This window comes from Microbacterium sufflavum (assembly GCF_023101165.1).
GTDB classification, from domain to species: domain Bacteria; phylum Actinomycetota; class Actinomycetes; order Actinomycetales; family Microbacteriaceae; genus Microbacterium; species Microbacterium sufflavum.
In genome coordinates this window covers 524,043-546,797 of record NZ_CP078076.1, presented here as the reverse complement: position 1 = coordinate 546,797, position 22,755 = coordinate 524,043, and the positions used below count along the sequence as shown (strand labels likewise).

Genomic DNA, 22,755 nt, shown 5'->3' with positions numbered 1-22,755 from the left:
CCGGATCTCGTGAAATGAACAAGCGATTGCTAGGGTGATGTCATGAACGCGGTAGCGGACGACGTGGTCCCCGTCGACGAGGCGGAGCGGACGGCGTGGGATCGCGGCGAACTGCGCCCGCCCGCCGAGATCGCCCCCGGCCTGTGGTGCATCCCGGTCGAGATCCCCGAGGGTACGCTGCCCGGCACGCTCGCCTACGCCGTGCTCGGCGGCGACGGCGTGCACCTGATCGATCCGGGGTGGGACACCCCGGGCAACCTGTCCCGCATCGAGGAAGCGCTCGCCGCCGCCGGCCGCGCGCTGTCCGAGCTCGCGACGGTCGTCGTGACCCACCACCACCCCGACCACCTCGGGCTCGCCGCACGGCTCCGCGACCGCACGGGAGCCCGCATCGCGATGTCGTCCGCCGAGCGACGGGTGCTGGGTGTCGTGGTCGATCCCGCGGCCACCGACCCCGCGGCCTACCGCCATACGGTCGAGCGCTGGGGCGTCCCCCGCGATCGCCACGCCGAGCTCCTGGCGTCGTTCACGCGTCCGTCCCTCACCGGCGACGTGGAGCCCGACGTGCTGCTCGCCCACGGCGACGTGCTCGACCTCGGCGGGCGGCGCCTCGAGGTCGTCGCGACCCCGGGGCACACGGGCGGTCACGTCTGCCTCGCCGACCGAGAGGCGCGACTGCTGTTCACGGGCGATCACGTGCTGCCGCGCATCTACTCGGGTGTCGGCATCGGCGTGCTGCCGGGCGATGAGCCCCTGGGCGACCTGCTCGACTCGCTCGACCGCCTGGCGCCGTTCGACGCCTTCACGGTGCTGCCCGGCCACGAGTTCCGGTTCACCGGGCTGAGGGAACGGCGGGCTCGGATCGCGGCCCACCATCTGCGTCGCACGGCCGAGGTGGCAGCGCTGGTCGACGAGCTCGGCGACAGCCCGGTGTGGGAGTACGCGCAGCGCCTCACGTGGACCGCGGGATGGCAGGGGCTCGACGGATTCTGGCTGCACTCCGCGCTGCGGCAGACCGAGATGCACCGCGAGCTCGTACGCAGCGGCCGGGCCCGCGCGTGGCTCAGCCCCGGCTGATCACGCGTCGCCGCAGCAGCCAGCGGTCGCCGTCGCGCACGAACTCGTCGGCGTACACCCCCATCGCCGCGAGCACCGGCGCCCCGTCGGTGCCGCGGTAGTAGCGGAAGTAGGCGCGCGACCGCGCCCGGTCGCCGTCCACCTCGACCGCGATGCTCGACACGTCGTGCCGCGTGTGGGTGCCCGGGCCCTGGATGCCGGCCGCACGGCGCTCGTGCACGCCCGCGAGCAGCGCCGCCCTCCCGGAGATCGTCTGCACGTCCATCGGCAGGTCGGTCGCGTCGGTGAGGTCCCAGACCGCGTCCGGAGTGAAGCACCGCACGTACTCCGCGGGGTCTCCCGCGTCGGCCAGGTGGGCGATGCGGGCGAGCAGCATCGCGATCTCCTGACGGTCGCCGATCGTGCGCAGGTCGACGTTCATGCGGCACCCCCTCCCGCCCAGCGCTCCAGGTGCGCGCGCAGGTCGGCGGGGATGCGCACGGGCTCCTGCGCGGGGGAGACCGTCACGACCGTGTTCTCGGCGCGCGCGACCGGCACGTCGTCGTCGAGTCGGGTCATGCGGAACGCGAAGCGGAACGACGAGGCGCCGATGCGTCCCAGACGCAGGTCGATGCGCACCTCGTCGAACAGGCGGGCTGCGGCCAGGTACTCGCACGTCGTGGCGCGTGACACCGTCCACCACCCGAAGCGCTCGACCAGCGTGTCCTGCCGTAGCCCCTGCAGATAGAGGAACTCCGACTGCAGCGCCTCCATCTTCGGGAACCAGGCGGCGTAGTAGAGGATCCCCGCGGGGTCGGTGTCCGCGTAGCTGAGGCGGGTCGTGTGGGAGTGCAGCACCGGGCGCTCGGGCTCCGCGCTCACTGGGTGACCGTCCAGCCCCCGTCGACCGGGAGGAAGACGCCGTTGACGTAGCCCGCGAGCGGCGAGAGCAGGAACAGTGTGGCCCAGGCGATGTCGTCGGGCGTGGCCATGCGCTTCAGCGGAATGCGCGTGAGGACACGCTGTCCGGTCTCGCTGCTCGCGAACCCGGCGAGCCGCGGGGTGTCGGTCATCCCGGGCGCGACGCCGTTGGAGCGGAACTCGTGGGCGCGGTGGGCGGCGAGGTGGCGGACGTAGCCCATGATGGCGGCCTTCGCGGCGGAGTACCACGCGCTGTCGGTGCCCACGAGGTTGCCGGCGACCGAGGTGGTGGCGACCATCGCGGCGCCGGTGCCGGGACCGGCCGCCGCCCAGGCGTCGGTCACACGGCGCACGCTGCCCACGCAGATCTCCAGGGCACGGTCGAAGGGGAGTGTGGAAGCAGACGCGGGGCCGGCGTTGTTGTGCAGGTAGCGCACCGGGCCGAGGGTGGCGGCGGCGTCGGCGAAACCCGCGGACACGGCGGCATCGTCCGACACGTCGGCCACCCAGGTGTGCACCGCGCGGGCGACCGCGCGCACCTGCGTCGCGGTCTCCTCGAGTCCCTCGGGGTTCAGATCCCACAGGCTCAGGGCCAGCCCGAGCTCGGCGGCGCGCACGGCGGTCGCCCGGCCGATGCCGCTGCCCGCGCCGGTGATGAGCACCGCGTCTCCCGTGGTGAATCCGAGGTCGATGGCACTCATCCCGCGCTCCTTTGCCCAAGCATTTGCTTGTTTGACTCTAGCGGCGAGGTCGTCCGAAGGCCAGCCCGACTGCGCGATCAGCGCGACGACAGCACGAAACCGCGGAACCCGGCGGCGGCGACCTCCTCGCACCGGTCGATGTAGGCCTTGAAGCCGCCGATGTACGGCAGGAAGCCGCGAGCCTTCCCCGCGATGTTGGCGCCGGTGTACCACGAGGGTGCGGAGCCGAACAGCGTGCGGTCGGCGAGCTCGAGGGAGTGCGCCGTCCACGCCTCCGCCGCATCCGCGCGCGCCTCGATCGACGTGAACCCGCGGTCACGGCAGTGCGCGATCATCCGCAGCGCCAGGTCGCCCTGCTGCTCCGACGTCAGCGCCATGTTCGACAGCACGCTGGGGCTGCCCGGGCCGTTCAGCACCAGCAGGTTCGGGTACCCGGGCAGTCCGATACCGAGGTAGGTGGAGGGGAAGCCGCTCCAGTCCTCGCGCAGCGAGCGGCCCTCGCGGCCCCGGATGTCGATCGCCGTCAGGGCCCCGGTCATGGCGTCGAAGCCCGTGGCGTACACGATCACGTCGTGCTCGCGGTGCCGGGCGGCCGTGCGGATGCCGGTCGGGGTGACCTCGGCGAGAGGCTCCGTGCGCAGATCCACGAGCGTCACGTGCGGGGCGTTGAACGTCTCGTAGTAGCCCGAGTCCGTGCAGATGCGCTTGGTACCCACGGGGTGATCGCGCGGGGTCAGCGTCGCGCGCACCTCGGGATCATGCACCCGCTCGGCGAGCTTCTCCTCGAAGAACAACCGCGCGGCGTCGTTGATCACCGGGTCGACCGTGAGGCCCTGAAACGCCTTCGCGAACAGCACGCCGCCGCGGGTCCAGCTCTCCTCGAACACCGCCCGCCGCTCCTCCTCGCCGGTCTCCGCGAAGGGCACGGGATGACTCGTCCACGGCGAGCCCGCGGCACCGTTCCACGACAGCTCGCGCCGTCGCGGTAGGGCCCGCTGCTGCTGTGCCCACTCCTCGTCGTCGATCGGACGGTTGAACGCGGGCACGCTGTAGTTGGCGCTGCGCTGATACACCGTGAGCTCGGACGCCTGCTCCGCGAGCAGCGGGATGGCCTGCACACCGGACGACCCCGTGCCGATCACGGCCACGCGCCGCCCCCGCAGGTCGACCGGGCCCTCGGGCCAGGCGGAGGTCTGCAGCACGGTGCCGGCGAAGGTGTCGCGCCCGGGGAGATCGGGCAGCTGCGGCTTCGAGAGCCCGCCCGTCGCCATCACCAGCCACCGCGCGGTCGCCGTCAGCCCGGTCTCCGTGCGCACCTCCCAGTGCTGCAGCCCCTCGTCCCAGCTCGCGGCGGACAGGCGCTGTCCGAACCGGTAGTGGCGGCGCACGTCGAAGCGGTCGGCCACGTGGTTCAGGTAGCGCAGGATCTCGGGCTGTGTCGCATAGCGCTCGGTCCATCGCCATTCGCGCTGCAGCTCGTCGTCGAACGAGAACGAGTAGTCGATGCTCTCCACGTCGCACCGCGCACCGGGGTAGCGGTTCCAGTACCAGGTGCCTCCCACGTCGTCGCCGGCCTCCAGCCCGAGCACGTCGAGCCCGGCCCGTTCGGCGTGGATCGTGGTGTACAGCCCGGCGAGGCCGGCGCCGACGACGAGGAGGTCGTGCTGGGTGGTCATGTCTGCTCCTTGGCAGGGGTGGGGGTGAGCGCGCGCACGTCGCTCCAGAGGAGCGCCGCGGCGGACGCGGCGGGGCCGAAGCCGGGGATCGTGAGGAATCCGTGGAACTGGTCGGGATGGTGTCGCTCGACCACGGGCACCCCGGCGGCGCGGAGACGCCGGGCGTACAGCGCCCCCTCGTCGCACAGCGGGTCGAGCCCGGCGGTCACGACGACGGCGGGCGGCAGATCGCCCAGGTCGTCGACCGCGAGCGGCGTGACGTCGGGGTGGACCCGGTCGGCGGCGTCACCGAGGAAGGTGCGCCAGTAGTGGGCGAGCAGCTCGGCGGTCACGAAGTACCCCGCGGCTCGCGTGCGATGGCTCTCCGTGGCCATGGCCGGGTCCAGGAACGGGTACAGCATCACCTGGCCGACGACGGGGCTGTGGCCGCGGTCGCGGAGGGCGATCGCGGCGCCGGCAGCGATGTTGCCCCCCGAGCTGTCCCCTGCGAGGAGCAGCCCGTGCGGCGCGAGGCCCGCCACCACCGTCCAGTCCGCGGCGGCCACGAGGTCGTCCCGGGCGGCGCCGGGTCCTGCCTCCGGCGCGAGCCGGTAGTCGACCGACACGACGATCGACTCCGTCTCCCGCGCCCAGCGCCGGCAGAAGCCGTCGTGTCCGGCGATCGAGCCGTGCAGAAAGCCGCCGCCGTGCGCGTACACGGTGGCGGGCGCGCCATCGCGGATCGTCGCGGGGCGGTACACGCGGATCGGGATCGGGTGCGTGCCGCGCGCGACCACCGCGTCCTCCGCGTCGGCGTCGTCGAGGTTCGCGGCGGGGCGGATGCGCGCATCCACGGCGGCGCGTCCCGCCAGCGGGTCCATCGTCCAGATCGGCGGGAACGTCGCGTTGAGCAGGTCCAGCATCCGGGTCGTCTCGTCCACCTGATCTCCTTCGATCGGCGTCGGTATGACTGTTAGTCATAGTACGATCAGGAATATCTCACTCAACGACGAGGAGGTCAAGTGACCGATCACGAGAACACCCCGCAGCTGCCGGAGCTGCCCGCCACGAGTTGGGCCGTCCTGGGCATCCTGTCGTTCGACACCGAGCTGTCGGGCTACGACGTCAAGCAGTGGGCCGACCAGAGCCTCGCGTTCTTCTACTGGGCTCCGTCGCAGAGCCAGATCTACACCGAGCTGCGCCGGCTGGAGGACCTCGGCCTCGCGGTCTCCCGGGTAGAGCAGACGCACGCCGCGAAGAGCCGGCGCCTGTACGCGATCACCCCGCTTGGACGCGACCACATGCGGCGCTGGACCGACGACGTGCCACCCGAGCCGGTGGTGCTCAAGCACCCGCAGATCCTGCGCCTGTGGGCCGCGCACAACGGCGATCTCGACCGCCTGCGCGCCGCGCTCACCGCCTACCGCGACGAGGCACTGCTGACCGCTGAGGACGCGGGGGCGCACGCCAGGGGAGCCGAGCGCGAAGAGGCGTGGCGGTTCTCCGGGGTCGCCCTGGAGTGGGCGGAGCGGTTCAACCGCGACGAGGCCGCCCGCATCGACTGGCTGCTCGAGCGCCTGCAGGGCATGCGATGACGCCGGGCCGCGCGTGACCGTCCCCGGGGCTCAGAGCCCGAAGCCCCCGTCGACGTCGAGCTTCTGCCCCGTGATGAACCCGGCCGCGGGCGACGCGAGGAAAGAGACCGCCGCGGCGATGTCGTCCGCGGTGCCGAAGCGGCGCATCGGGATGTTGGCCATGGCCACGTCGAGCGCCCGCTGGTCGAGGTCGCCCGAGGCCATGAGGCGGGCCGACATGCCGTCCCACAGCATCCCGGGGCCCACGGCGTTCACGCGCACGCCGAAGCGGCCCTCCTCCGCGGCGAGCCCGCGCGCCAGCGCCTCCACCCCGCCCTTCGGGGCCACCGAGAGCCCGTCGCGGACGGGATATCGGCGGGTGCCGGCGCTGGTCACGACCGTGAGCGAGCCGGACGCCTGGCGCAGGGCGGGCAGGAATGCCGAAGCGATCGTGAAGAAGCCCACGAGGTCGTCGTCCACCTGGCGGGCGAACTGCGCCACGGGGACCTTCGACAGGTGCACCATCGGCACGTGGGGACCGGCGGCGTGCACCACCGTGTGGATCGCACCGTGCTGTGTCACGAGGTCGTCCGCGAGGGCGCGCGCTGCCTCCTCGTCGCGCACGTCCAGGCGGTGCAGCTCGATGTCGGCACCCAGGGCCGTGCGCACCTCGGGGGCGGGCTCGGAGCGGTGGGTGACGACCACGCGCATGCCCGCCGCGACCAGGCCGCGCGCGATCGCCGAGCCGATCCCTCCGGTGCCTCCCGTCACCACGGCGACGCCGTCGAGGGGGGAGGGCTGGCGGGCGTCGATGCTCTGCTGAGTGTCCATGAGCGGCGAATCTAACAGCAGTTCCGTCATCAACCAAGCAATTGACCGGTTGGGCATTGTCCGGGTGATCCGAGTGTGATTTACTAAGCAAGCGTTTGGTCGCTCTAACTCAACGATGAGAGAGGTTCGGAAATGCGATTCAAGAGGCTCGCGGCAGTCGCCGCAGGGATCGTGGTGTCGTCCATGGCGCTCGCCGGCTGCTCCGGCGGCGATGCGGACGCCGACAACAGCGGCGGCGGGGACGCCGGGGGCGATCCGATCAAGATCGTGGTGCTGGGCGGCATGGGCGCGGAGGGCATCCTGGCGGACAACGCCACCACCGCCGTCACGGCAGCCCTCGCCTCCGTCGACGCCGTCAACGACATGGGCGGCATCCTCGACCGCGAGGTCGAGATCACGCATCTGGAGGACAACGCCGACCCGACCGTCGCCGTCACCAAGCTGCGCGAGTACATCGCCACCGAGGGCAAGCCCGCCCTCGTGATGAACTCCGGCCCTTCCACCATCACCGAGGCGATGCTGCCGATCCTCACGCAGAACCAGATCGTGTCGTTCAACATCGGCCCGACCACCGGCTCCGGCGACCCCTCGGTCAACCCCTACAGCTTCGACCTGAGCGCGTCCGTGCCCGACTACCTCGGCTCGTTCGTCGCCGAGATGGAGGATCGCGGCTACGAGGACGTGGCCATCCTGCACGGCTCCAGCGCCTACGGCGAGCTGTTCGGACAGCTCGGTGAGACCACCTTCGCCGACGCGGGCTTCACCGTCACCGGCAACGAGGGCTTCGACAACGCCGCGCTCGACATGACCCCGCAGCTGTCGGCGCTCCAGCAGGGCGACCCCGACGTGCTCGTTCTCGACGCCTACGGCGCCCCGCTCGGCTACGTGCTGCAGAGCCTCGAGAAGCTCGGCTGGGACGTGCCGGTGATGGGCAACTCCTCCGTCGCCGCGACCGGTCTGATCGCCACGCCCGCCCCCGACGGCGTGCTCGGCACCGATCAGGTGAAGAACCTCACCATGCAGGTGTACTCCAGCACCCAGTACAACCCCGACGACACCAAGGTCAACGACGCCGTGGAGCGTATGCTCGCTGCGGGCGACATCAAGTCGTCGCTGATCCTCGCGTACAACTACGACTCGGCGCTGCTGTTCAAGGCCGCCGCGGAGAAGGCCGGTGGCATCGACGACCCCGACGCCCTGGTCGAGGCGCTCATCGACCCCGAGGTGCAGAAGGCGGCCGAGACGGCGATCCTCGCCAACTACGCGTTCGAGAAGGACGCGCACAGCCCGCACGTGAGCCCGGACCAGTTCGCGTTCATCCCCCCGGGCGAGCTCGTCAACGGTCAGTTCCAGCCCTGACCCGGCCGGCGAGCGACCACGGCCGGCGGCTCGGATCCCCCGCGGATCCGAGCCGTCGGCACACGGAGCCCGCCGCCTCGAAGCCACAATGATGGAAGGACCCGACCGCAATGACCATCATCTGGTCCGGCCTCGCGCTCGGTGCGATCTACGCACTGGTGGCGATCGGCTACAACATCGTCTTCCTCTCCCAGAAGACCTTCAACTTCGCCCAGGCGGCGCTCATGATGCTCGGTGCGTTCCTCGCGTACGTCGGCATCGTCGTCTGGGGTCTGCCCTGGTGGCTCGTCGCGATCGGCGCGGCCGTGATCGTCGGCGGGATCGCCGCGCTGGAGGAGCGCGTCGCCATCCGACCGGTGAAAGACCCGCACAACCTGCTCGTCACCACGCTCGGCGCGTCGATCATCATGGAAGGCGTCGCACAGGTGATCTGGGGCGGTGAGCCCAAGCGTGTCCCCTTCTTCATGGGCGACCAGGTGCTCGAGTTCCTCGGCGGCCGCGTGTACCCCGTCGAGATCGCCCTGATCGTGCTCGTGATCGTGCTCGTGGTGGTGCTCACCCAGTTCGCGAAGCGGAGCATGACCGGCATCGCCCTGCTCGGCATGAGCGAGAACCGGGAGGCGGCCCAGCTGCGCGGCGTGAACGTGCGGCGCTTCGCCCTGCTGGCCTTCATCTTCACGGGGGTGCTCGCCGGGTTCCTCGGCGTCTTCGTCGGGCCCAAGACCTACGCGGTCGCGACCCTCGGCGCCTCGCTCGCGCTCAAGGGCTTCGTGGTGCTCGCCATCGGCGGCTTCGGGTCGCTGGGCGGCGTGCTGGTCGGGGGGCTGATCGTCGGACTCGCCGAGGCCCTCGCCACGCGCTACATCGGCGCGGACTACGCGGGGCTGACGGTGTTCTTCATCCTGATCGTGATCCTGATGGTCAAACCGACGGGGCTCTTCACCCGTCGCGTGGAACGGACGGTGTGACCATGGCCGCTCTCTGGCTGAAACTGCGTGCCGTCCCCGGGTGGCTCTGGCCGCTCGCCATCGGCGCGGTGCTGCTCGTGCTGCCCTTCCTGGGGCTCAACTACGGCGCGACCCGGCAGATCGAGCTCACGCTCATCCTCGCCCTCATCGTGCTCGGCCTGAACCTCTCGCTCGGCTACGCCGGCGAGCTCGCGATGGGTCAGGTCGCCATGTACGCCGCCGGTGCCTACGCGGCGGGTCTCGCCAACAAGGCCGGCGTGACCGACATCTGGCTGCAACTGCTGATCGGCGGAGGGGCCGCCCTGATCGTCGGCCTGATCTCCGGCATCCCCGGGCTCCGGCTCGGCAGCTGGTCGCTCGCGATGACCTCGTTCTTCCTGATCCTGATCGTCCCCGACGTGCTGTCGATCTTCAAGGAGGAGACCGGCGGTCGCAACGGCCTGGCCGGCATCATGCCCGCGACCTCCTTCGGGCAGATGATCGACGGGCGGACGTACTACGTGCTGATCGTCGCGATCGCGATCGTCGTGTTCGCCCTCATCCGCAACCTCGTCGTGTCCGACCACGGCACCGCCCTGCGCGTGCTCAAGCAGAGCCCCGTGCTGGCGTCGTCCATGGGCATCTCGGTCTTCCGCGCCAAGCTCACCGCGTACGCGATCGGCGCGGTGCCGGCCGGCATCGCGGGCGTGCTGTTCGCCAACCTCGACCTGTTCATCTCGCCGGAGGCGTTCGCGTTCTCCTTCGCGATGACGGTGCTCGCGGCGTCGATCTTCGGCGGATCCGCAAGCATCTACGGGGCGCTCATCGGCGCGGCCGTGCTGCAGTTCGGCATGAACCAGTCGACGAACTTCAGCAAGTTCGGCCTCATCATCTCCGGTGCGTTCCTGCTCATCGGAGGGGTCGCATTCACCGGCGGTCTCTCCGGGCTCGTGCGCAGCCTCGTGCGCAAGGCCGACATCGCTGCGAAGCGCAGGGTCGGCATCGAGCCCGTGCCCGCAGCCCCGGCCGACGTCGAGAGGCTCGACGGCGCCCTGCTGCGCACCGACGGTGTCTCGAAGGCGTTCGGCGGCAACCAGGCACTCTCGAAGGTCTCGATCGAGGCGGCGCCGGGCGCGGTCACCGCGATCATCGGGCCCAACGGCTCGGGCAAGACCACGCTGCTGAACATGATCTCGGGGTTCTACCGCACCGACGCCGGCACGATCGAGCTCGACGGGCGGCCCATCCAGGGGCTCTCGTCGTATCGGGTCGCGCGGGCCGGAGTGTCGCGCACGTTCCAGACCCCCAACATCCCCGAGAAGCTCACCGTGTTCGAAGCCGTGCAGGCCGGGTGCTACGCGACCGAGCGCGCCAGCGTGTTCGCGTCGGTGCTGCGCCTGCCGTCGTTCTGGCGGGCGCGTCGGGAGAACCGCGCGGCGGCCGAACGTGCCCTGGCACTGGTCGGGCTGAGCGCGCAGCGCGACGAGCCGGCCGACTCCCTCCCGCTCGGCAACCGCCGCCTGCTGGAGGTCGCCCGCAGCCTCGCGGCCTCGCCCCAGGTCGTGCTGCTCGACGAGGTCGCCTCCGGCCTCGACGAGGACGAGCTGGAGGTGCTGGAGAGCCTGGTGCGCCGGCTGCGCGACGCCGGGATGACCGTGATCCTCGTGGAGCACAACTTCCAGCTGGTGCTGCGTCTCGCCGACGACATCTACGTGCTCGCCCAGGGCGCGGTTATGGCGCACGGCACACCGGAGCAGATCGAGAGCAACCCGCGCGTGATGGAGGAGTACCTCGGCGTCACGGCGGAGACCAACGCGGCGGGAGGCGGCGACCATGAGTGACGTGCTGCTGGAGGTGTCGGCGCTGAGGACCGGCTACGGCGACCTGACCGTGGTGCGCGACGTGTCGCTCACGGTGCGGTCGGGAGAGATCACGGTGCTGCTCGGTCGCAACGGCGCCGGCAAGACCACCACGCTGCGTGCCATCACCGGATTGAACCGGGTCACGGGCGGGTCCGTCTCCTACCTGGGGGCGCCCCTCGCCGACGCGCCGCACAAGCGGGTCGCGCGCGGGATCTCCTACGTGCAGGAGGGCAAGAAGGTCTTCCGTGAGCTGACGATCGAGCAGAACCTGATCCTCGGCGGCTTCTCGCGACGCCTCGGCAAGCGCGGCCTCGCCTCCTCGGTCGACGAGATCTACCAGCTGTTCCCGATCCTCGGCAGCAAGCGGGCCCTGCCGGCTGCAAGCATGTCGGGCGGACAGCAGCAGATGCTCGCGATCGGGCAGGCGCTCATGGCGAAGCCGAAACTGCTGATCCTCGATGAGCCGAGCCAGGGCCTGGCCCCCGTGATCGTGAAGGAGGTCATGGAGCGGGTGCACGAGCTGAAGGCGACCGGCATCGGCATCCTCCTCGTCGAACAGGCGGTGCAGGAGTCCGTCGCGATCGCCGACGAGGTGGCCGTGATCGAGATGGGCCGCACGACGCTCGCGGGCGCCGCGGCCGACGTGTCCCTGGAGGATCTGCAGCGGGCGTACTTCGGCGCGGTCGCGTGACGGCAGGCGGTCCCGGGGGTGTCCGCCGCTAGTCTGGGCGGGTGGATGACGGTGCGGGGATCGAGCAGTACTGGCGCGACGCGAGGGCGGCGCTGCCGCACCTTCCCGAAGCGGTGCCGGAGGCATGGGCGTTCGGTGCCACCCCGGCGCACGCCGACGAGCTGCTCGCGCTGGTGCTCGCCGGTGTGAAGGTCGGCACCGCGTCGTCGCTGTGGGACTACGAGGCGACCGGCGACCCGCTGCCCGAGGTGGGTGAGCTCAGCATCATCCTCGACGGACGCGGGGAGCCGCGCGCCGTGATCGAGACGACCGCGCTCGAGGTCGTGCCGTTCGACCGGGTCGATGCCGTGCACGCCTTCGCCGAGGGGGAGGGTGACCGCACGCTGGAGCACTGGCGCGAGGTGCACGAGCGCTACTGGCGCACCCACTCCGAGAGCCCGCGCGGCTACGCCCCGGACATGCCCGTGCTCTGCGAGCGGTTCCGGCTCGTCCTCCCCGTCTGACCGGGGCCGCGCCTGACCGTGACCTCGCCCGACCTCCGCTCGGATCAGTCCGGCAGCACGGCCGCGGGCGGATAGCCGAGCACCGTTGTCTGTTCGCGTCCGAACGCCGTGGTGACGCGGTGGGCGATGCGCCAGCGACCGTCCACCCGGCGATACGCCACGTCGTAGTACCCGCGCATCGCCACGCGGGGTGCGCCCGGGTCCGCAGGGTGGTCGCCGTGGAACTCGAGGTGCACGCGGGCGGTCGCCCGGTCGCCGTCGAACCGCAGCTGCGGCAGGTGCAGGAAGTGGATGCCCGAGAACGGGGCGTCGCGGCAGAACGCCTCCAGCGCAACACGACCCTGTACGAACGTGACGGGCGGCGCGTCGCCTACGGGCCGGGACTGGTACACCCCGTCGTCCGTGAAGAGCGCGCTCCACGCGGCGCCGTCGCGTTCGTCGAACGAGCGCGCGTACGTCGCCTCCAGGTCGATGAGCTCCAGGCGGTCCTCCAGCAGCCGCAGCCGCCGTTCGATGTCCGCGGTCATGTCATCCTCCTCGCGCTCTCGGCTGTCGTCCGCACCCGCTCCCGGAACGCGGTGGAGGGGTCGTCCGGTCCTCGCCGTCCGCGTGGGCCGTCGCCCTCGGGATCGCGCAGGCGCCCGGCATCGGACCGGGTCCAGTCGCGCACCGCGAGGCGCTCGACGATCCGCCAGCCGTCCGGGTCGCGGCGCAGGTGGTCGAGGTAGCGGAAGCCGCTCGTGAAGTTGCGGGTCTCGTCTTCGGCCGGGGATCCCCAGTGCACAGCGGTGCCGGAGGTCTCCGCGTACGCGTGGTCGCCGAGCAGCTCGACCGTGTGGTTGGCGGTGAGGTGCGCAGTGCCGTCGAAGACCGCGGTCCGTTCGCGCAACCAGGCCACGTAGGCGTCGGCGTCACCGGAGAAACCGGTGTGGTGGTCGACGCCGTCCGTGGCATACACCGCACGCACCGCGCCCCAATCCGCCCGGTCGACCGCAGCACAGTAGCGGAGCACGAGGGCGTGGATCTCCTGACGATCGACCAGCTCCGCGAGGTTCATGCTCGATCCGGCAGGTTGGTCCAGCCGCGGCCCTCCGCGCGGCCGTACCAGCCGGAGGCGGCGAGCGTGCCGCCGTCGACCGGAATGGTGTGTCCGGTCACGAAGGCGGCGTCGTCGGAGGCGAGGAACGCCACCACGCCCGCGAAGTCCTCCGGTCGACCGAAGCGCCCGGCAGGGAGCCAGGAGCGCAGCAGAGCGGGGTCGCGTCCGGCGAGCATCAGCTCGGCCGGTGTCTGAGGGGTGTCGGCGAGGTCGGGGGCGATCGCGTTGACGCGGATGCCGGAGGGGCCGAGCTCGACCGCCAGGCTCTTGGTGAAGGCGGACACGCCGGCGTTGTAGGCGGAGTACACCGCGTTGCCGGGGATGCCGCGGAAGGCCTCCACGGTGGACACGTTCACGATGCTGCCGCGGCCGGCCGCGATCATTCCGGGCAGCAGGGCGTGCGTCACCGCGAACACGTGCCAGAGGTTCAGCTCGTGCAACCGCTGCCACTGCTCCGGTGGGCTCTTGGCGAAGAACGACTTCGCGGGGCGGAAGTCGCCGACGTTGTTGACGAGCACCTCCGCATGACCGTGCTGCTCCTGAACGTGGGCCGCCAGGCGGGCGACCGTGTCGTCCCGGGTGATGTCGCCGACGAGCGCGGTGCAGCTCCCGCCGTCTTCCTCGATCTCCGACGCTGTCGCCTCAGCGGCGTCGGCGTCGATGTCGACCAGCACCACGTGGTCGCCCTCAGCGGCGAAGCGGCGGCTGATGCCGCCACCGATGCCGAGCGCACCGCCGGTGACGACGATCGTGCGCGGAGAGCGGGGAGGTACGTCTTCGTGACCCATGCAACAAACCTAGCATTTGGTTGGTAGCATGGACAGGCCGTCGCACCGGAGCGCGGTACGGAGGAGTGCGCAGTGAGTCTGGTCATCGATTTCGCGGGGAAGGTCGTCGCGGTCACCGGCGGCGGTCGCGGTGTCGGCCGGGGCGTGGTCGACGCGTTCCTGGACGCCGGGGCCGAGGTCGAGTTCTGCGGGCGCTCCGAGCCCGACGGGGTTCCCGAGCGCGACGGGCGCCGCGCTTCCTTCCGCCCCGTCGACGTGCGCGACGCGGCGCAGAACGAGGCGTGGATCCGCGACGTGGCCGAGCGCCACGGACGGCTCGACGTACTCGTCAACAACGTCGGCGGCTCCCCCTTCGGCCGGTTCGAGGCGGGCTCGCCCCGCTACTTCCAGGCGATCACCGAGATCAACTTCCTCTCGGCCGCCGTCGCCACGCGCGCCGCGTTCGAGCCTCTGCGCGCAGCGAAGGGCAGTGTCGTCAACATCACCTCGATCAGTGCGCGCCGTCCGAGTCCGGGCACCGCCGTCTACGGGGCGGCCAAGGCGGCACTGGAGAGCCTGACCCGCAGCCTCGCCGTCGAGTGGGCCCCCGAGATCCGCGTCAACGCGGTCAGCAGCGGGCTCGTGCACACCGAGAGCGCCGCCGATCACTACGGCACGCCCGAGCAATACGCCGAGATCGCGCGCACCATCCCGCGCGGACGTCTCGCCGACCCCGCCGAACTCGGGGCCGTGTGCGTCGTGCTCGCCTCCCCCCTCTCCGCGCACCTCACCGGTGCCGTGATCCCGGTCGACGGCGGCGGCGAATGGCCGGCCTTCCTCGCCCACACCCCGAACGCCGACATCGTGCGGCAGGCCGACCGCCTGCCCGACTCTGGAGGAACCCCCTCATGACCGAAGCCGTCATCGTCTCCGCCGTGCGCTCGCCCATCGGCCGCGCGTTCAAGGGCAGCCTGAAGGACATGCGCGGCGACGACCTCGCGACGCAGATGGTGCGCGCCGCCGTGGAAGCCGTGCCGGGACTCGACCCCGCCGAGATCGACGACCTGATGATGGGGTGTGCGCAGCCGGCCGGTCAGCAGGGGTACAACATCGGCCGCATGGTCGCGCTGCAGCTCGGGTGGGACGGCGTGCCCGGCACCACCGTCAACCGCTACTGCGCGTCCTCGCTGCAGACCACTCGCATGGCCTTCCACGCGATCAAGGCGGGCGAGGGCGACGTGTTCGTGTCGGCCGGGGTCGAGGCGGTGTCGCAGTTCGGGTCCGGCAAGGCCGACGGCATGCCCGACACCAAGAACCCGCGGTGGGCCGACGCCGCTGCCCGCACCGCGCGGGACGCGCAGGACCCGGAGTTCGTGTGGTCCGACCCGCGCGCGCGCGGCGAGCTCGCCGACATCTACATCGCGATGGGCGAGACCGCCGAGAACGTGGCCTCGTTCCGCGGCGTCTCCCGGCGCGAGCAGGACGAGTGGGCCGTGCTCAGCCAGAACCGTGCCGAGGCCGCGGCCGCCCGCGGCTTCTGGCAGAAGGACATCACTCCCGTGCGTCTGACCGACGGCACGCTGGTCTCGGCCGACGACGGCCCCCGCGCGGGGGTGACCCTGGACGGCATCGGCGGGATGCAGCCCGTGTTCCGCCCGCACGGCACCGTGACGGCCGCGAACTGCTGCGCGCTGAACGATGGGGCGGCGGCGCTCGTGGTCATGAGCGACACCCGAGCCGCCGAGCTGGGGCTGACCCCGCTCGCCCGCATCGTGTCGACCGGGGTGTCGGCGCTGTCGGCCGAGATCATGGGGCTCGGTCCCGTGCAGGCCGTCGAGCGGGCGCTCGCCCACGCCCGCATGAGCATCGGCGACATCGACCTCCTGGAGATCAACGAGGCGTTCGCGGCCCAGGTCGTGCCGTCCATCGCGGACATCGGCATCGATCCGGAGCGCGTGAACGTCAACGGCGGCGCGATCGCCCTCGGCCACCCCTACGGCATGACGGGTGCGCGCATCACGACCACGGCGATCAACGCGCTGCGGGAGCGAGACGAGCAGTTCGCGGTCGAGACCATGTGCACCGCCGGTGGCCAGGGCATGGCGATGGTGCTCGAGCGCCTGAGCTGAAGCCCCGGATCCCGGTCAGGCCTCTTCGGCCTGGAACACGAGGCTGTGATCCTCGCTGCCGCCGTCGCGCAGCAGCGTGAGGGTGAGCGTGGTGGGCCACGCCGCGGCGACCGGGAATCCCTGCACCCCCGCCGCGATGGTGGCGGACGAGCCGGGCGGGACCGTCGTCGAGCCCGTGGTGGGCCCGGTCATCCAGTCCAGCTCGGGTGACACCGCGACCGACCACGTCACGGTGATCGGCGTCGTCCCAGGGTTGCCGACCACCGCTCCCGGCCAGGTGAAGGTCGCGCGGTCGATGGTGACGGGCAGCATCTGCACCGCCGGGCGCGCGGTGGACGCCGCCGCCAGTGGCGCCGCGCAGGTCACCGCCACCACCGGTACCGTCCACACCGCCGCCCGCATCGCCGTGCGTCGCGTGATCCCCGCCGATCGGTCGTGTCCCCGCATCCCCGTCCTTCCCCGTGGCCGACCTCGAAGGCTACCGGCCGGGGGTCGCGCGGGCCAATCGACCGGGGCGGGTCAGGCGCGGTCGCGGAGCTCGGACTTGAGGATCTTGCCGGTGGCGTTGCGGGGGAAGTCCTCCACGAGCACGAACTCGCGCGGCACTTTGAAGTTCGCCAGGTGCCGGCGGCAGAAGGTCTCGAGTTCGGCGGCGTCGGGGCGCGGTTCCGCGTTGTGCAGCAGCAGCACGTAGGCGCGGCCGACGGTGCCGAGCCGGTCGTCGTCCACACCGATCACGGCCGACTCGTTCACCGCCGGGTGCTTGCGCAGCGCGTTCTCGACCTCGGCGGGGTACACGTTGAAGCCGCCGACGATGAACATGTCCTTCAGGCGGTCGGTGATCTTGAGGCAGCCGTGCTCGTCGAGACGGCCGACGTCGCCGGTGTGGAACCAGCCGTCCGCGTCGAGCACGGCGTCGGTCGCGGCCGGGTCCTCGAAGTAGCCGAGCATCACATTGGGGCCGCGCAGCAGGATCTCGCCGTCCACGTCGACCCCCGCGTCGTTCCCCTCCTCGTCCACGACCCGGATCTCCACGCCCTCGACCGCGGGACCGGTGGTCTGGGCCGTGTGCTCCAGCGACTCGCCGGGGCGGGAGAGGGTGGCGACGACGCACTCGGTGAGGCCGTACGCCTGGGCCACGGTCTCGAAGCCGAGCACGTTCACCATGTCGTGGAAGAGCGTCGCGGGGGCGGCCGTGGCCCCGGCGATCGCGAACCGCAGCGACGACAGGTCGTACTCGCTGAGGCGGGGGTGGTCGAGCAGCGATGTGAAGATGGTGGGCACGCCGGGCAGCACGCTGATGCGGGCGGACTGCACGAGGTCGAGCAGGCGGTCGGCGTCGAACACGGCCAGGGGGTAGATCGTGGTGCCGGCCATGAGCGACGTGATCATGCCCGCCTTGTAGCCGAAGCCGTGGAAGAAGGGGTTCACGACGGCGTAGCGGTCCTCCGGCGTGAGGCGGGCTCCGAGGCCCCAGGCGCGCGCGACCGACAGGGTCTGCCGGTGCGCGCTGAGCACGCCCTTGGGCACGCCCGTGGTGCCCGAGGTGAACAGCACGTCCATGATGTCGTCCGGACCGACCGCCGCGGCAGCCTCGGCCACCCGTGACGGTGCCACGGCTCCACCGCCGGCGAGGAAGGCGTCCCACGACAGCAGCCCGCCGGCACCGTCGCCGTCCAGGCAGACCACGGTGCGGAGGTGCGGGAGCCCGGGGAACACCGGGCCGTCCCCGCCGCGCTCGGCCGCTGCATCGCGCAGCATCTCGCTGTAGGACTTGCCGAGGAAGCCGTCCGCCAGCACGAGCGCGGTGGCGCGGGAGCGGGCGAGGATCTCGGCGGCTTCGTGACCCGTGAAGCGGGTGTTCAACGGCACGACCGCGATCCCGACCAGCTGGGCGCCGAGCATCGCGAGGATGAACTCGTACCGGTTGGGCGCCCAGAGACCGATGCGGTCGCCGGGCGCCACGCCCTGCGCCAGGTACGCGCGGGCGACGTCCTCCACGCGGTCCCGCAGCTCGGCGTAGCCGATCGTCACATCGCCGTCGACGATGGCGGGGTGATCGCCGAGCGCCGCCATCTCCGTGAGGAGGGCGGGGACCGTGGTGGCTTCCGAGACTGTCATGGACGTCCTTTCCCAGATCATGCGTACACTCCGAAGGGATGTTTCGGGAAACCGCTCGCATGCGGCACACTTGAGCAAGCGCTTGTGAGATTTTCTGTGAAGGAGCAGCAATGGCAACGACCAAAAGCGGAGGCCGCCAGGAGCAGAGCTCCGAGCGGCGCGATCAGATCCTCTCGATCGCCGCGCGCCTGATCGCCAAGCGCGGGTACTCCGCGACCACGGTCCGCGACATCGCCGACGAGGCTGGCATCCTCTCCGGAAGCCTCTACCATCACTTCTCCTCCAAGGAGGCGATCCTCCAGGAGATCCTGGGCAGCTTCATGACCGGGCTGCTCGATCGGTTCGAGGAGATCGTGGCCGAGGGCGGCAGCCCCCGCGACATCCTCGACAAGCTCATCGCGCACGCCTTCACGACGATCGAGAGCCAGCCCGACGCGGTCGGCCTCTACCAGAACGAGCTGTCGTTCCTCGGCCGCCAGCCCGGCTTCGAGTTCCTGCGCGAGAACAGCGAGCGCATCGAGGAGCTGTGGCTGTCGCAGATCCGTGAAGGGCAGAAGGTCGGCGTGTTCCGCGACTCCATCGACGCGCCCATCGCCTACCGCTTCATCCGCGACGCCGTGTGGTCCACGGTCGCGTGGTACCGGCCCGGCCGCGGGCACACCGCCGCCAGCCTGACCGACAACTTCCTCGACCTGCTGCACAAGGGCCTCCTCTCCGACTGAGCGGAGCCCGCGTCAGTCTGCGACCTCGCGGCTGCGGGTGCCGCGCGGGTCGAGCACGTCGCGGATCAGCCGCAGCTCCTCCGCGTCGGGCGTGCGCGTGAGGGGTGCGGCGCTCGCATCCAGCGCGAAGCCGGTGCTGTCCGCCACGAGCTGCGGGTCGACGCCGGGGTGCACCGAGAGCACCGTCACGATGCCGTCCGCGTCGAAGCCGAGCACGGCGAGGTTGGTGACGATCACGCCGAGGCGGTGGTGCTCCAGCCCGGCTTCGGCCGCACGGTCGGTGCCGACACCCGACACCATGTCCACCGACTCCACGAACACGCGGGGGCTGTGCCGGGCCACCCAGTAGTCCACACGGTGGTTGGCCGTGTTGCCCGGAGCCCCGCGCACGCCGATCAGCTGCTTGGTGGGGCGGTCCCAGTCGCCGATGAGCGAGATGTTCTGGTTGCCGTGCCGGTCGATCTGGCTGGCGCCCATCATGCTCTGGCGTCGGCCGGTCGCGAGGATGTCGAAGATGCGGCGGAACGGCGCCCACCCCTCGATCGTCGGTGCGGGGGCTGCGGTGTCGCCGGGCATCGGCGGACCGCTGAGGAAGAAGGCCTCGCCGTCGCTGAGCACCAGGTCGGGCGCCGTGGTGAGCTTGGCCAGACGGGCGCCGAGGGACGGGATGATCCCGACGGCGTGGGCGAGCACCTCGCCGGAGTCGCGGTAGGTGTCGGCGCAGGCCGCGACGCAGACCTCGGCGGTGGTGGCGACGGTCGCGGGGGTGGGGGCGACGGTGGTCATGACTCTCCTCGGTCGGCGTGGAAGCGGGCGACGGCGGCGTGGTACCCCGCCTCGTCGGTGTGCAGGTACGTGCGCGCGAACTCCGCCCACGCGTCGGGGTCCTTGGCGGATGCGGCGTAGTGCTTCTGGAACGCCTCGTCGCGGTCGTAGTCGGGCGCGCACGTGGTGAAGTGCGCCCCGCGTGGTGCCTCGACCACGGCGGAGGCGTAGAGGCGGCTGAACAGCAGCGTGTGGAACGAGCCCTCGTCGAGCAGTGCGGCGGTCGGCACGACCTTCTCGGCCGAGACGATCGTGCGCTGCGCGGCCATCGCGAACAGGTCGTCGAAGTACGGGTCGGGGCCGAGGTACTGCGCGTTGCCCTGCGGGTCGGCGCGGTTCACGTGCACGAGGGCGACATCGAGGGGGAGCGCCGGCATCGCGACGTACTCGGCGTCGGAGTAGGGGGAGCGGACGGTGCGCAGCCGAGGGTTCGCCGGGAGCACGTCGGAGCCGAGGCCCGCGCGGATCGGGAGGAAGTCGAGGCGGGCGTTCGCGGCACGCAGCCCCGCGACGAACATCCCCTCGTCGTACTCCTCGACCTCGATCGCCCCGCGCTCGCGCGCCCGCGTGAACAGCGGATCGAGCGGGATGCTGTCGAGCGAAACGAAGCCGTAGACGAGGCGACGGATGCGCCCGGCCTCGGCGAGCAGCCCCACGTCGGGGCCGCCGAAGGCCACCACGGTGAGGTCGGTGATGTCGCGGCGCAGGATCTCGCGCACCAGGGCCATGGGCTTGCGCCGCGACCCCCACCCGCCGATGCCGACCGTCATCCCGCTCTCGAGGGTGCCGATCGCCTCCTCGATGCTGACCTGCTTGTCCGCCATTCCCGCTCCTTCGCGCGACCGACGCTAAACCTAGCGCTTGTTTGGGAATCACAGTAGCATGCCCGGGAGGGCGAGCAGCGAGGGAGCTGGATGATGCCGGAGCAGGCGCAGGATCGACCCGCCGACCACGTCGTGGTCACCGGGGGAGCGAGCGGGATCGGCGACGCGGTGGTGCGGCTGCTCCGCGAGCGCGGACTCACCGTGACGGTGTTCGACCTGAGCCCGAGCGCCCACGACGACGTGAGCTCCGAGGCGGTCGACCTGCGTGACGAGGCGGCGGTCGAGGCCGCGATGGAACGCGCCTGGCAACGCGCGCCCGTGGGCGGCGTGGTCGTGTGCCACGGAATCCGCGGGGCGTACATGCCCGCGCTGGAGATCGGCCTCGACCGGCTGCGGCTGCTGTACGACGTGCACGTCGTCGGGGCGCTCGCCGTGTCGCGGGCCCTCGTGCGGCGTCTCGATGGAGAACCAGGGTCGATCGTGATGGTGTCGTCGACCACGGCCTATCGCGGCTGGGCGAACCAGGCCGACTACGGTCCGGCGAAGGCGGCGGAGCGGCAGCTGATGGAGAACCTCGCGGTCGAGTGGGCGCCGCTCGGCGTGCGCGTGAACGCGGTCGCCCCCGGCCACACGCTCACCCCGATGGTGCAGGAGCTGGTGGCCGGCGGCTACGACCTCGCCGCGGTCGAGCGCCGCACGCCGCGCGGCCGTCTCGCCGATCCCGAGGAGATCGCCGCCGCGATCATCTGGCTGCTGCGCGATGCCACGCACGTGATCGGCCAGTGCCTGCCGGTGGATGGCGGCTGGACGGTCGTGGGCCGATGATGCCGCAGCGCGCGCTCGGCGACCTGCGGGTCTCGGCGCTCGGGATGGGCGCGATGACGCTCACGCAGACCCCGGAGTCGGATGTCGAGCGGGGCGTCCGCGCCGTGCACGCCGCGGTCGATGCCGGCATCACGCTGTTCGACACCGCCGACTCGTACGGACCGTCGAGCGAGATGGGCGTGAACGAGCGCGCCCTCGCCGCGGCCCTGCGCCGGCACCCCGACGCGAGGGACCGCGTGGTCGTCGCCACGAAGGGCGGCCACACGCGCGGGCCCGCCGCGACGTGGTGGGTGGACGGCACCCCCCCGCATCTCGCCGCCGCCGCGCGTGCCTCGGCGCGGCGTCTCGGACTCGACGCGCTCCCGCTCTACCAGCACCACCGGCCCGACGTGCGCGTGCCCTATGCGGACTCGATGGGGGCCCTGCGGCAGCTGGTGGACGACGGGGTCGTGGTGCGGGTCGGGGTGTCGAACGTCGACGTTGCGCAGCTCGACCTCGCCCGGGGCGTCCTCGGCGACGCGCTCGTGAGCGTGCAGAACGAGTACAGCTTCCTGGAGCGGTCGAGCGAGCCCGTGCTGCGGCGCTGCGAGGAGCACGGCCTGGCGTTCCTCGCGTGGGGTCCGCTCGGCGGCATGCGCCAGGCGAAGGCGCTCGGCGGGGCGGCGGCGCCCGTGGCCGAGGTGGCGGCGCGCTCCGGCGTCAGCCCGCAGCGCGTGGTGCTGGCGTGGCTGCTTGCACGATCGCCCGTGCTGATCCCGATCCCCGGTGCGAGCCGGCCGGAGAGCGTGCGGGATTCCGTCGCGGCGGTCGAGCTGACGCTGGACCCCGCCGACCTGCGGCTGCTCGACGGCGCCGGTCAGGCGGTGCCGGGATGAGGCCCCTGCAGCAGCTCGACCCGCACGTCGTCGGGCCCGAGCACGTACACGTAGCGGAAGCCGTCGAGCGGTCCGGCCGTCGCGGTCATGACCGCCGAGAGCGGGTGGTGGCCGAGCTCCGCCAGCCGCGCGAGGCTCTGCGCGATGTCGGGCACCGTGATCGCGGGGTGGGCAGCGCCGATGTGGCCGTTGTGCGGGTCGATGCGCGCAGCGTCGACCCCGCGGTACTCCGCGAGCTCCAGGAAGACGCCGTCGTCGAGCCGCACGAACGTGAGCAGGATCTCGGCACCGGGGCGTCCGGTCGCGGCCTCGACCGCGGGGCCGCTCTTGACCAGGGGGCCGGTCACCGTGCCGCCCGTCGCGGCGGCGTAGAACGCGGCGGCCGCCGCCGTGTCGCTCACGGTGATGCCCATGTGGTGCAGGCGCGGCATGCCGTCTCCCATCTCTCAAGCAAACGTTTGTTCGATC

General features: G+C 71.5%; 26 protein-coding genes. 12 read left to right on the top strand and 14 right to left on the bottom strand.

Annotated features, from left to right (window positions below; genetic code table 11):
* The first annotated feature begins 42 nt into the window (after positions 1 to 42).
* On the top strand, positions 43 to 1,077 hold the full coding sequence (locus KV394_RS02850; protein ID WP_247982254.1) for an MBL fold metallo-hydrolase: 1,035 nt from the start codon (positions 43 to 45) through the stop codon (positions 1,075 to 1,077).
* Here KV394_RS02850 and KV394_RS02845 read toward each other — a convergent pair.
* The 5 genes from KV394_RS02845 to KV394_RS02825 all read right to left on the bottom strand — a co-directional run bounded on the left by KV394_RS02845 (position 1,064) and on the right by KV394_RS02825 (position 5,274).
* Positions 1,064 to 1,498, bottom strand: a complete 435-nt coding sequence (locus tag KV394_RS02845; RefSeq protein WP_136045339.1) for a nuclear transport factor 2 family protein — start codon at positions 1,496 to 1,498, stop codon at positions 1,064 to 1,066. The genes KV394_RS02850 and KV394_RS02845 overlap by 14 nt on opposite strands.
* Complete coding sequence (locus KV394_RS02840) at positions 1,495 to 1,938, bottom strand: acyl-CoA thioesterase (RefSeq protein ID WP_168387243.1); 444 nt, start codon at positions 1,936 to 1,938, stop codon at positions 1,495 to 1,497. Before KV394_RS02840 ends, KV394_RS02845 begins: the two co-directional genes overlap by 4 nt.
* Positions 1,935 to 2,678 carry an SDR family NAD(P)-dependent oxidoreductase gene (locus tag KV394_RS02835; protein WP_247982253.1) on the bottom strand — a complete coding sequence of 248 codons (744 nt, stop codon included), beginning with the start codon at positions 2,676 to 2,678 and terminating at the stop codon, positions 1,935 to 1,937. Before KV394_RS02835 ends, KV394_RS02840 begins: the two co-directional genes overlap by 4 nt.
* A gap of 77 nt (positions 2,679 to 2,755) precedes the next feature.
* Positions 2,756 to 4,354 carry a flavin-containing monooxygenase gene (locus KV394_RS02830; RefSeq protein WP_247982252.1) on the bottom strand — a complete coding sequence of 533 codons (1,599 nt, stop codon included), beginning with the start codon at positions 4,352 to 4,354 and terminating at the stop codon, positions 2,756 to 2,758.
* Positions 4,351 to 5,274, bottom strand: a complete 924-nt coding sequence (locus KV394_RS02825) for an alpha/beta hydrolase (protein WP_247982251.1) — start codon at positions 5,272 to 5,274, stop codon at positions 4,351 to 4,353. Before KV394_RS02825 ends, KV394_RS02830 begins: the two co-directional genes overlap by 4 nt.
* Positions 5,275 to 5,355: 81 nt before the next feature.
* On the opposite strand from KV394_RS02825, the gene KV394_RS02820 reads away from it, so the two are divergent.
* On the top strand, positions 5,356 to 5,928 hold the full coding sequence (locus tag KV394_RS02820; RefSeq protein WP_247982250.1) for a PadR family transcriptional regulator: 573 nt from the start codon (positions 5,356 to 5,358) through the stop codon (positions 5,926 to 5,928).
* A gap of 30 nt (positions 5,929 to 5,958) precedes the next feature.
* Here KV394_RS02820 and KV394_RS02815 read toward each other — a convergent pair whose 3' ends face one another.
* A complete protein-coding gene (locus KV394_RS02815) occupies positions 5,959 to 6,738 on the bottom strand; it encodes an SDR family NAD(P)-dependent oxidoreductase (RefSeq protein WP_247982249.1) in 780 nt (259 codons plus the stop codon).
* Positions 6,739 to 6,870: 132 nt separating this feature from the next.
* Here KV394_RS02815 and KV394_RS02810 point away from each other — a divergent pair, with 132 nt between their 5' ends.
* The 5 genes from KV394_RS02810 to KV394_RS02790 all read left to right on the top strand — a co-directional run bounded on the left by KV394_RS02810 (position 6,871) and on the right by KV394_RS02790 (position 12,100).
* Positions 6,871 to 8,097, top strand: coding sequence for an ABC transporter substrate-binding protein (locus KV394_RS02810; RefSeq protein WP_136034060.1), 1,227 nt, complete (start codon positions 6,871 to 6,873; stop codon positions 8,095 to 8,097).
* A 110-nt stretch (positions 8,098 to 8,207) separates the two neighbouring features.
* Positions 8,208 to 9,065, top strand: a complete 858-nt coding sequence (locus KV394_RS02805) for a branched-chain amino acid ABC transporter permease (protein ID WP_136034062.1) — start codon at positions 8,208 to 8,210, stop codon at positions 9,063 to 9,065.
* A 2-nt stretch (positions 9,066 to 9,067) separates the two neighbouring features.
* Positions 9,068 to 10,885: a branched-chain amino acid ABC transporter ATP-binding protein/permease gene (locus tag KV394_RS02800; RefSeq protein ID WP_136034064.1), complete on the top strand. Its 1,818-nt coding sequence runs from the start codon at positions 9,068 to 9,070 to the stop codon at positions 10,883 to 10,885.
* The gene (locus KV394_RS02795; RefSeq protein WP_247982248.1) at positions 10,878 to 11,597 is read left to right on the top strand and encodes an ABC transporter ATP-binding protein; all 720 of its coding nucleotides are present in this window, start codon (positions 10,878 to 10,880) and stop codon (positions 11,595 to 11,597) included. The genes KV394_RS02800 and KV394_RS02795 overlap by 8 nt, the downstream gene beginning before the upstream one ends.
* Before the next feature lie 41 nt (positions 11,598 to 11,638).
* The gene (locus KV394_RS02790; protein WP_136034068.1) at positions 11,639 to 12,100 is read left to right on the top strand and encodes an ASCH domain-containing protein; all 462 of its coding nucleotides are present in this window, start codon (positions 11,639 to 11,641) and stop codon (positions 12,098 to 12,100) included.
* A 44-nt stretch (positions 12,101 to 12,144) separates the two neighbouring features.
* Here the strand turns inward: KV394_RS02790 and KV394_RS02785 are convergent, their stop codons facing one another.
* From KV394_RS02785 to KV394_RS02775, 3 genes are read right to left on the bottom strand one after another with little or no spacing between them, the layout of a single operon-like run.
* The gene (locus KV394_RS02785; protein WP_247982247.1) at positions 12,145 to 12,627 is read right to left on the bottom strand and encodes a nuclear transport factor 2 family protein; all 483 of its coding nucleotides are present in this window, start codon (positions 12,625 to 12,627) and stop codon (positions 12,145 to 12,147) included.
* On the bottom strand, positions 12,624 to 13,157 hold the full coding sequence (locus tag KV394_RS02780; RefSeq protein ID WP_247982246.1) for a nuclear transport factor 2 family protein: 534 nt from the start codon (positions 13,155 to 13,157) through the stop codon (positions 12,624 to 12,626). The genes KV394_RS02785 and KV394_RS02780 overlap by 4 nt, the downstream gene beginning before the upstream one ends.
* Positions 13,154 to 13,987: an SDR family NAD(P)-dependent oxidoreductase gene (locus tag KV394_RS02775; protein WP_136034075.1), complete on the bottom strand. Its 834-nt coding sequence runs from the start codon at positions 13,985 to 13,987 to the stop codon at positions 13,154 to 13,156. The genes KV394_RS02780 and KV394_RS02775 overlap by 4 nt, the downstream gene beginning before the upstream one ends.
* 72 nt (positions 13,988 to 14,059) lie before the next feature.
* Between KV394_RS02775 and KV394_RS02770 the strand changes: the two genes are divergently transcribed.
* Both KV394_RS02770 and KV394_RS02765 read left to right on the top strand, forming a co-directional pair.
* On the top strand, positions 14,060 to 14,878 hold the full coding sequence (locus KV394_RS02770; RefSeq protein WP_136034077.1) for an SDR family oxidoreductase: 819 nt from the start codon (positions 14,060 to 14,062) through the stop codon (positions 14,876 to 14,878).
* The gene (locus KV394_RS02765) at positions 14,875 to 16,095 is read left to right on the top strand and encodes an acetyl-CoA C-acetyltransferase (RefSeq protein ID WP_247982245.1); all 1,221 of its coding nucleotides are present in this window, start codon (positions 14,875 to 14,877) and stop codon (positions 16,093 to 16,095) included. Before KV394_RS02770 ends, KV394_RS02765 begins: the two co-directional genes overlap by 4 nt.
* A 15-nt stretch (positions 16,096 to 16,110) precedes the next feature.
* On the opposite strand, the gene KV394_RS02760 is transcribed toward KV394_RS02765, so the two are convergent.
* Together KV394_RS02760 and KV394_RS02755 are read right to left on the bottom strand one after the other, a co-directional pair.
* Positions 16,111 to 16,542 (bottom strand): hypothetical protein, encoded by a 432-nt coding sequence (locus tag KV394_RS02760; RefSeq protein ID WP_136034081.1) that lies wholly within the window; start codon positions 16,540 to 16,542, stop codon positions 16,111 to 16,113.
* Positions 16,543 to 16,614: 72 nt separating this feature from the next.
* Entirely contained in the window at positions 16,615 to 18,216 is a 1,602-nt protein-coding gene (locus KV394_RS02755; RefSeq protein ID WP_136035582.1) for an AMP-binding protein, read from the bottom strand.
* A 110-nt stretch (positions 18,217 to 18,326) separates the two neighbouring features.
* On the opposite strand from KV394_RS02755, the gene KV394_RS02750 reads away from it, so the two are divergent.
* Positions 18,327 to 18,938 (top strand): TetR/AcrR family transcriptional regulator, encoded by a 612-nt coding sequence (locus KV394_RS02750; RefSeq protein ID WP_136034085.1) that lies wholly within the window; start codon positions 18,327 to 18,329, stop codon positions 18,936 to 18,938.
* Positions 18,939 to 18,950: 12 nt separating this feature from the next.
* Here the strand turns inward: KV394_RS02750 and KV394_RS02745 are convergent, their stop codons facing one another.
* Both KV394_RS02745 and KV394_RS02740 read right to left on the bottom strand, forming a co-directional pair.
* A complete protein-coding gene (locus KV394_RS02745; protein ID WP_136034087.1) occupies positions 18,951 to 19,724 on the bottom strand; it encodes a CoA-transferase subunit beta in 774 nt (257 codons plus the stop codon).
* Positions 19,721 to 20,587, bottom strand: a complete 867-nt coding sequence (locus tag KV394_RS02740; protein WP_136034088.1) for a CoA transferase subunit A — start codon at positions 20,585 to 20,587, stop codon at positions 19,721 to 19,723. The genes KV394_RS02745 and KV394_RS02740 overlap by 4 nt, the downstream gene beginning before the upstream one ends.
* A 90-nt stretch (positions 20,588 to 20,677) precedes the next feature.
* On the opposite strand from KV394_RS02740, the gene KV394_RS02735 reads away from it, so the two are divergent.
* Positions 20,678 to 21,412, top strand: coding sequence for an SDR family NAD(P)-dependent oxidoreductase (locus KV394_RS02735; protein ID WP_205812726.1), 735 nt, complete (start codon positions 20,678 to 20,680; stop codon positions 21,410 to 21,412).
* Complete coding sequence (locus KV394_RS02730; RefSeq protein WP_323131763.1) at positions 21,409 to 22,287, top strand: aldo/keto reductase; 879 nt, start codon at positions 21,409 to 21,411, stop codon at positions 22,285 to 22,287. Before KV394_RS02735 ends, KV394_RS02730 begins: the two co-directional genes overlap by 4 nt.
* Here the strand turns inward: KV394_RS02730 and KV394_RS02725 are convergent.
* Positions 22,269 to 22,718 (bottom strand): VOC family protein, encoded by a 450-nt coding sequence (locus tag KV394_RS02725; RefSeq protein ID WP_247982244.1) that lies wholly within the window; start codon positions 22,716 to 22,718, stop codon positions 22,269 to 22,271. The two genes, KV394_RS02730 and KV394_RS02725, sit on opposite strands and share 19 nt — an antisense overlap.
* Positions 22,719 to 22,755 lie beyond the last annotated feature (37 nt).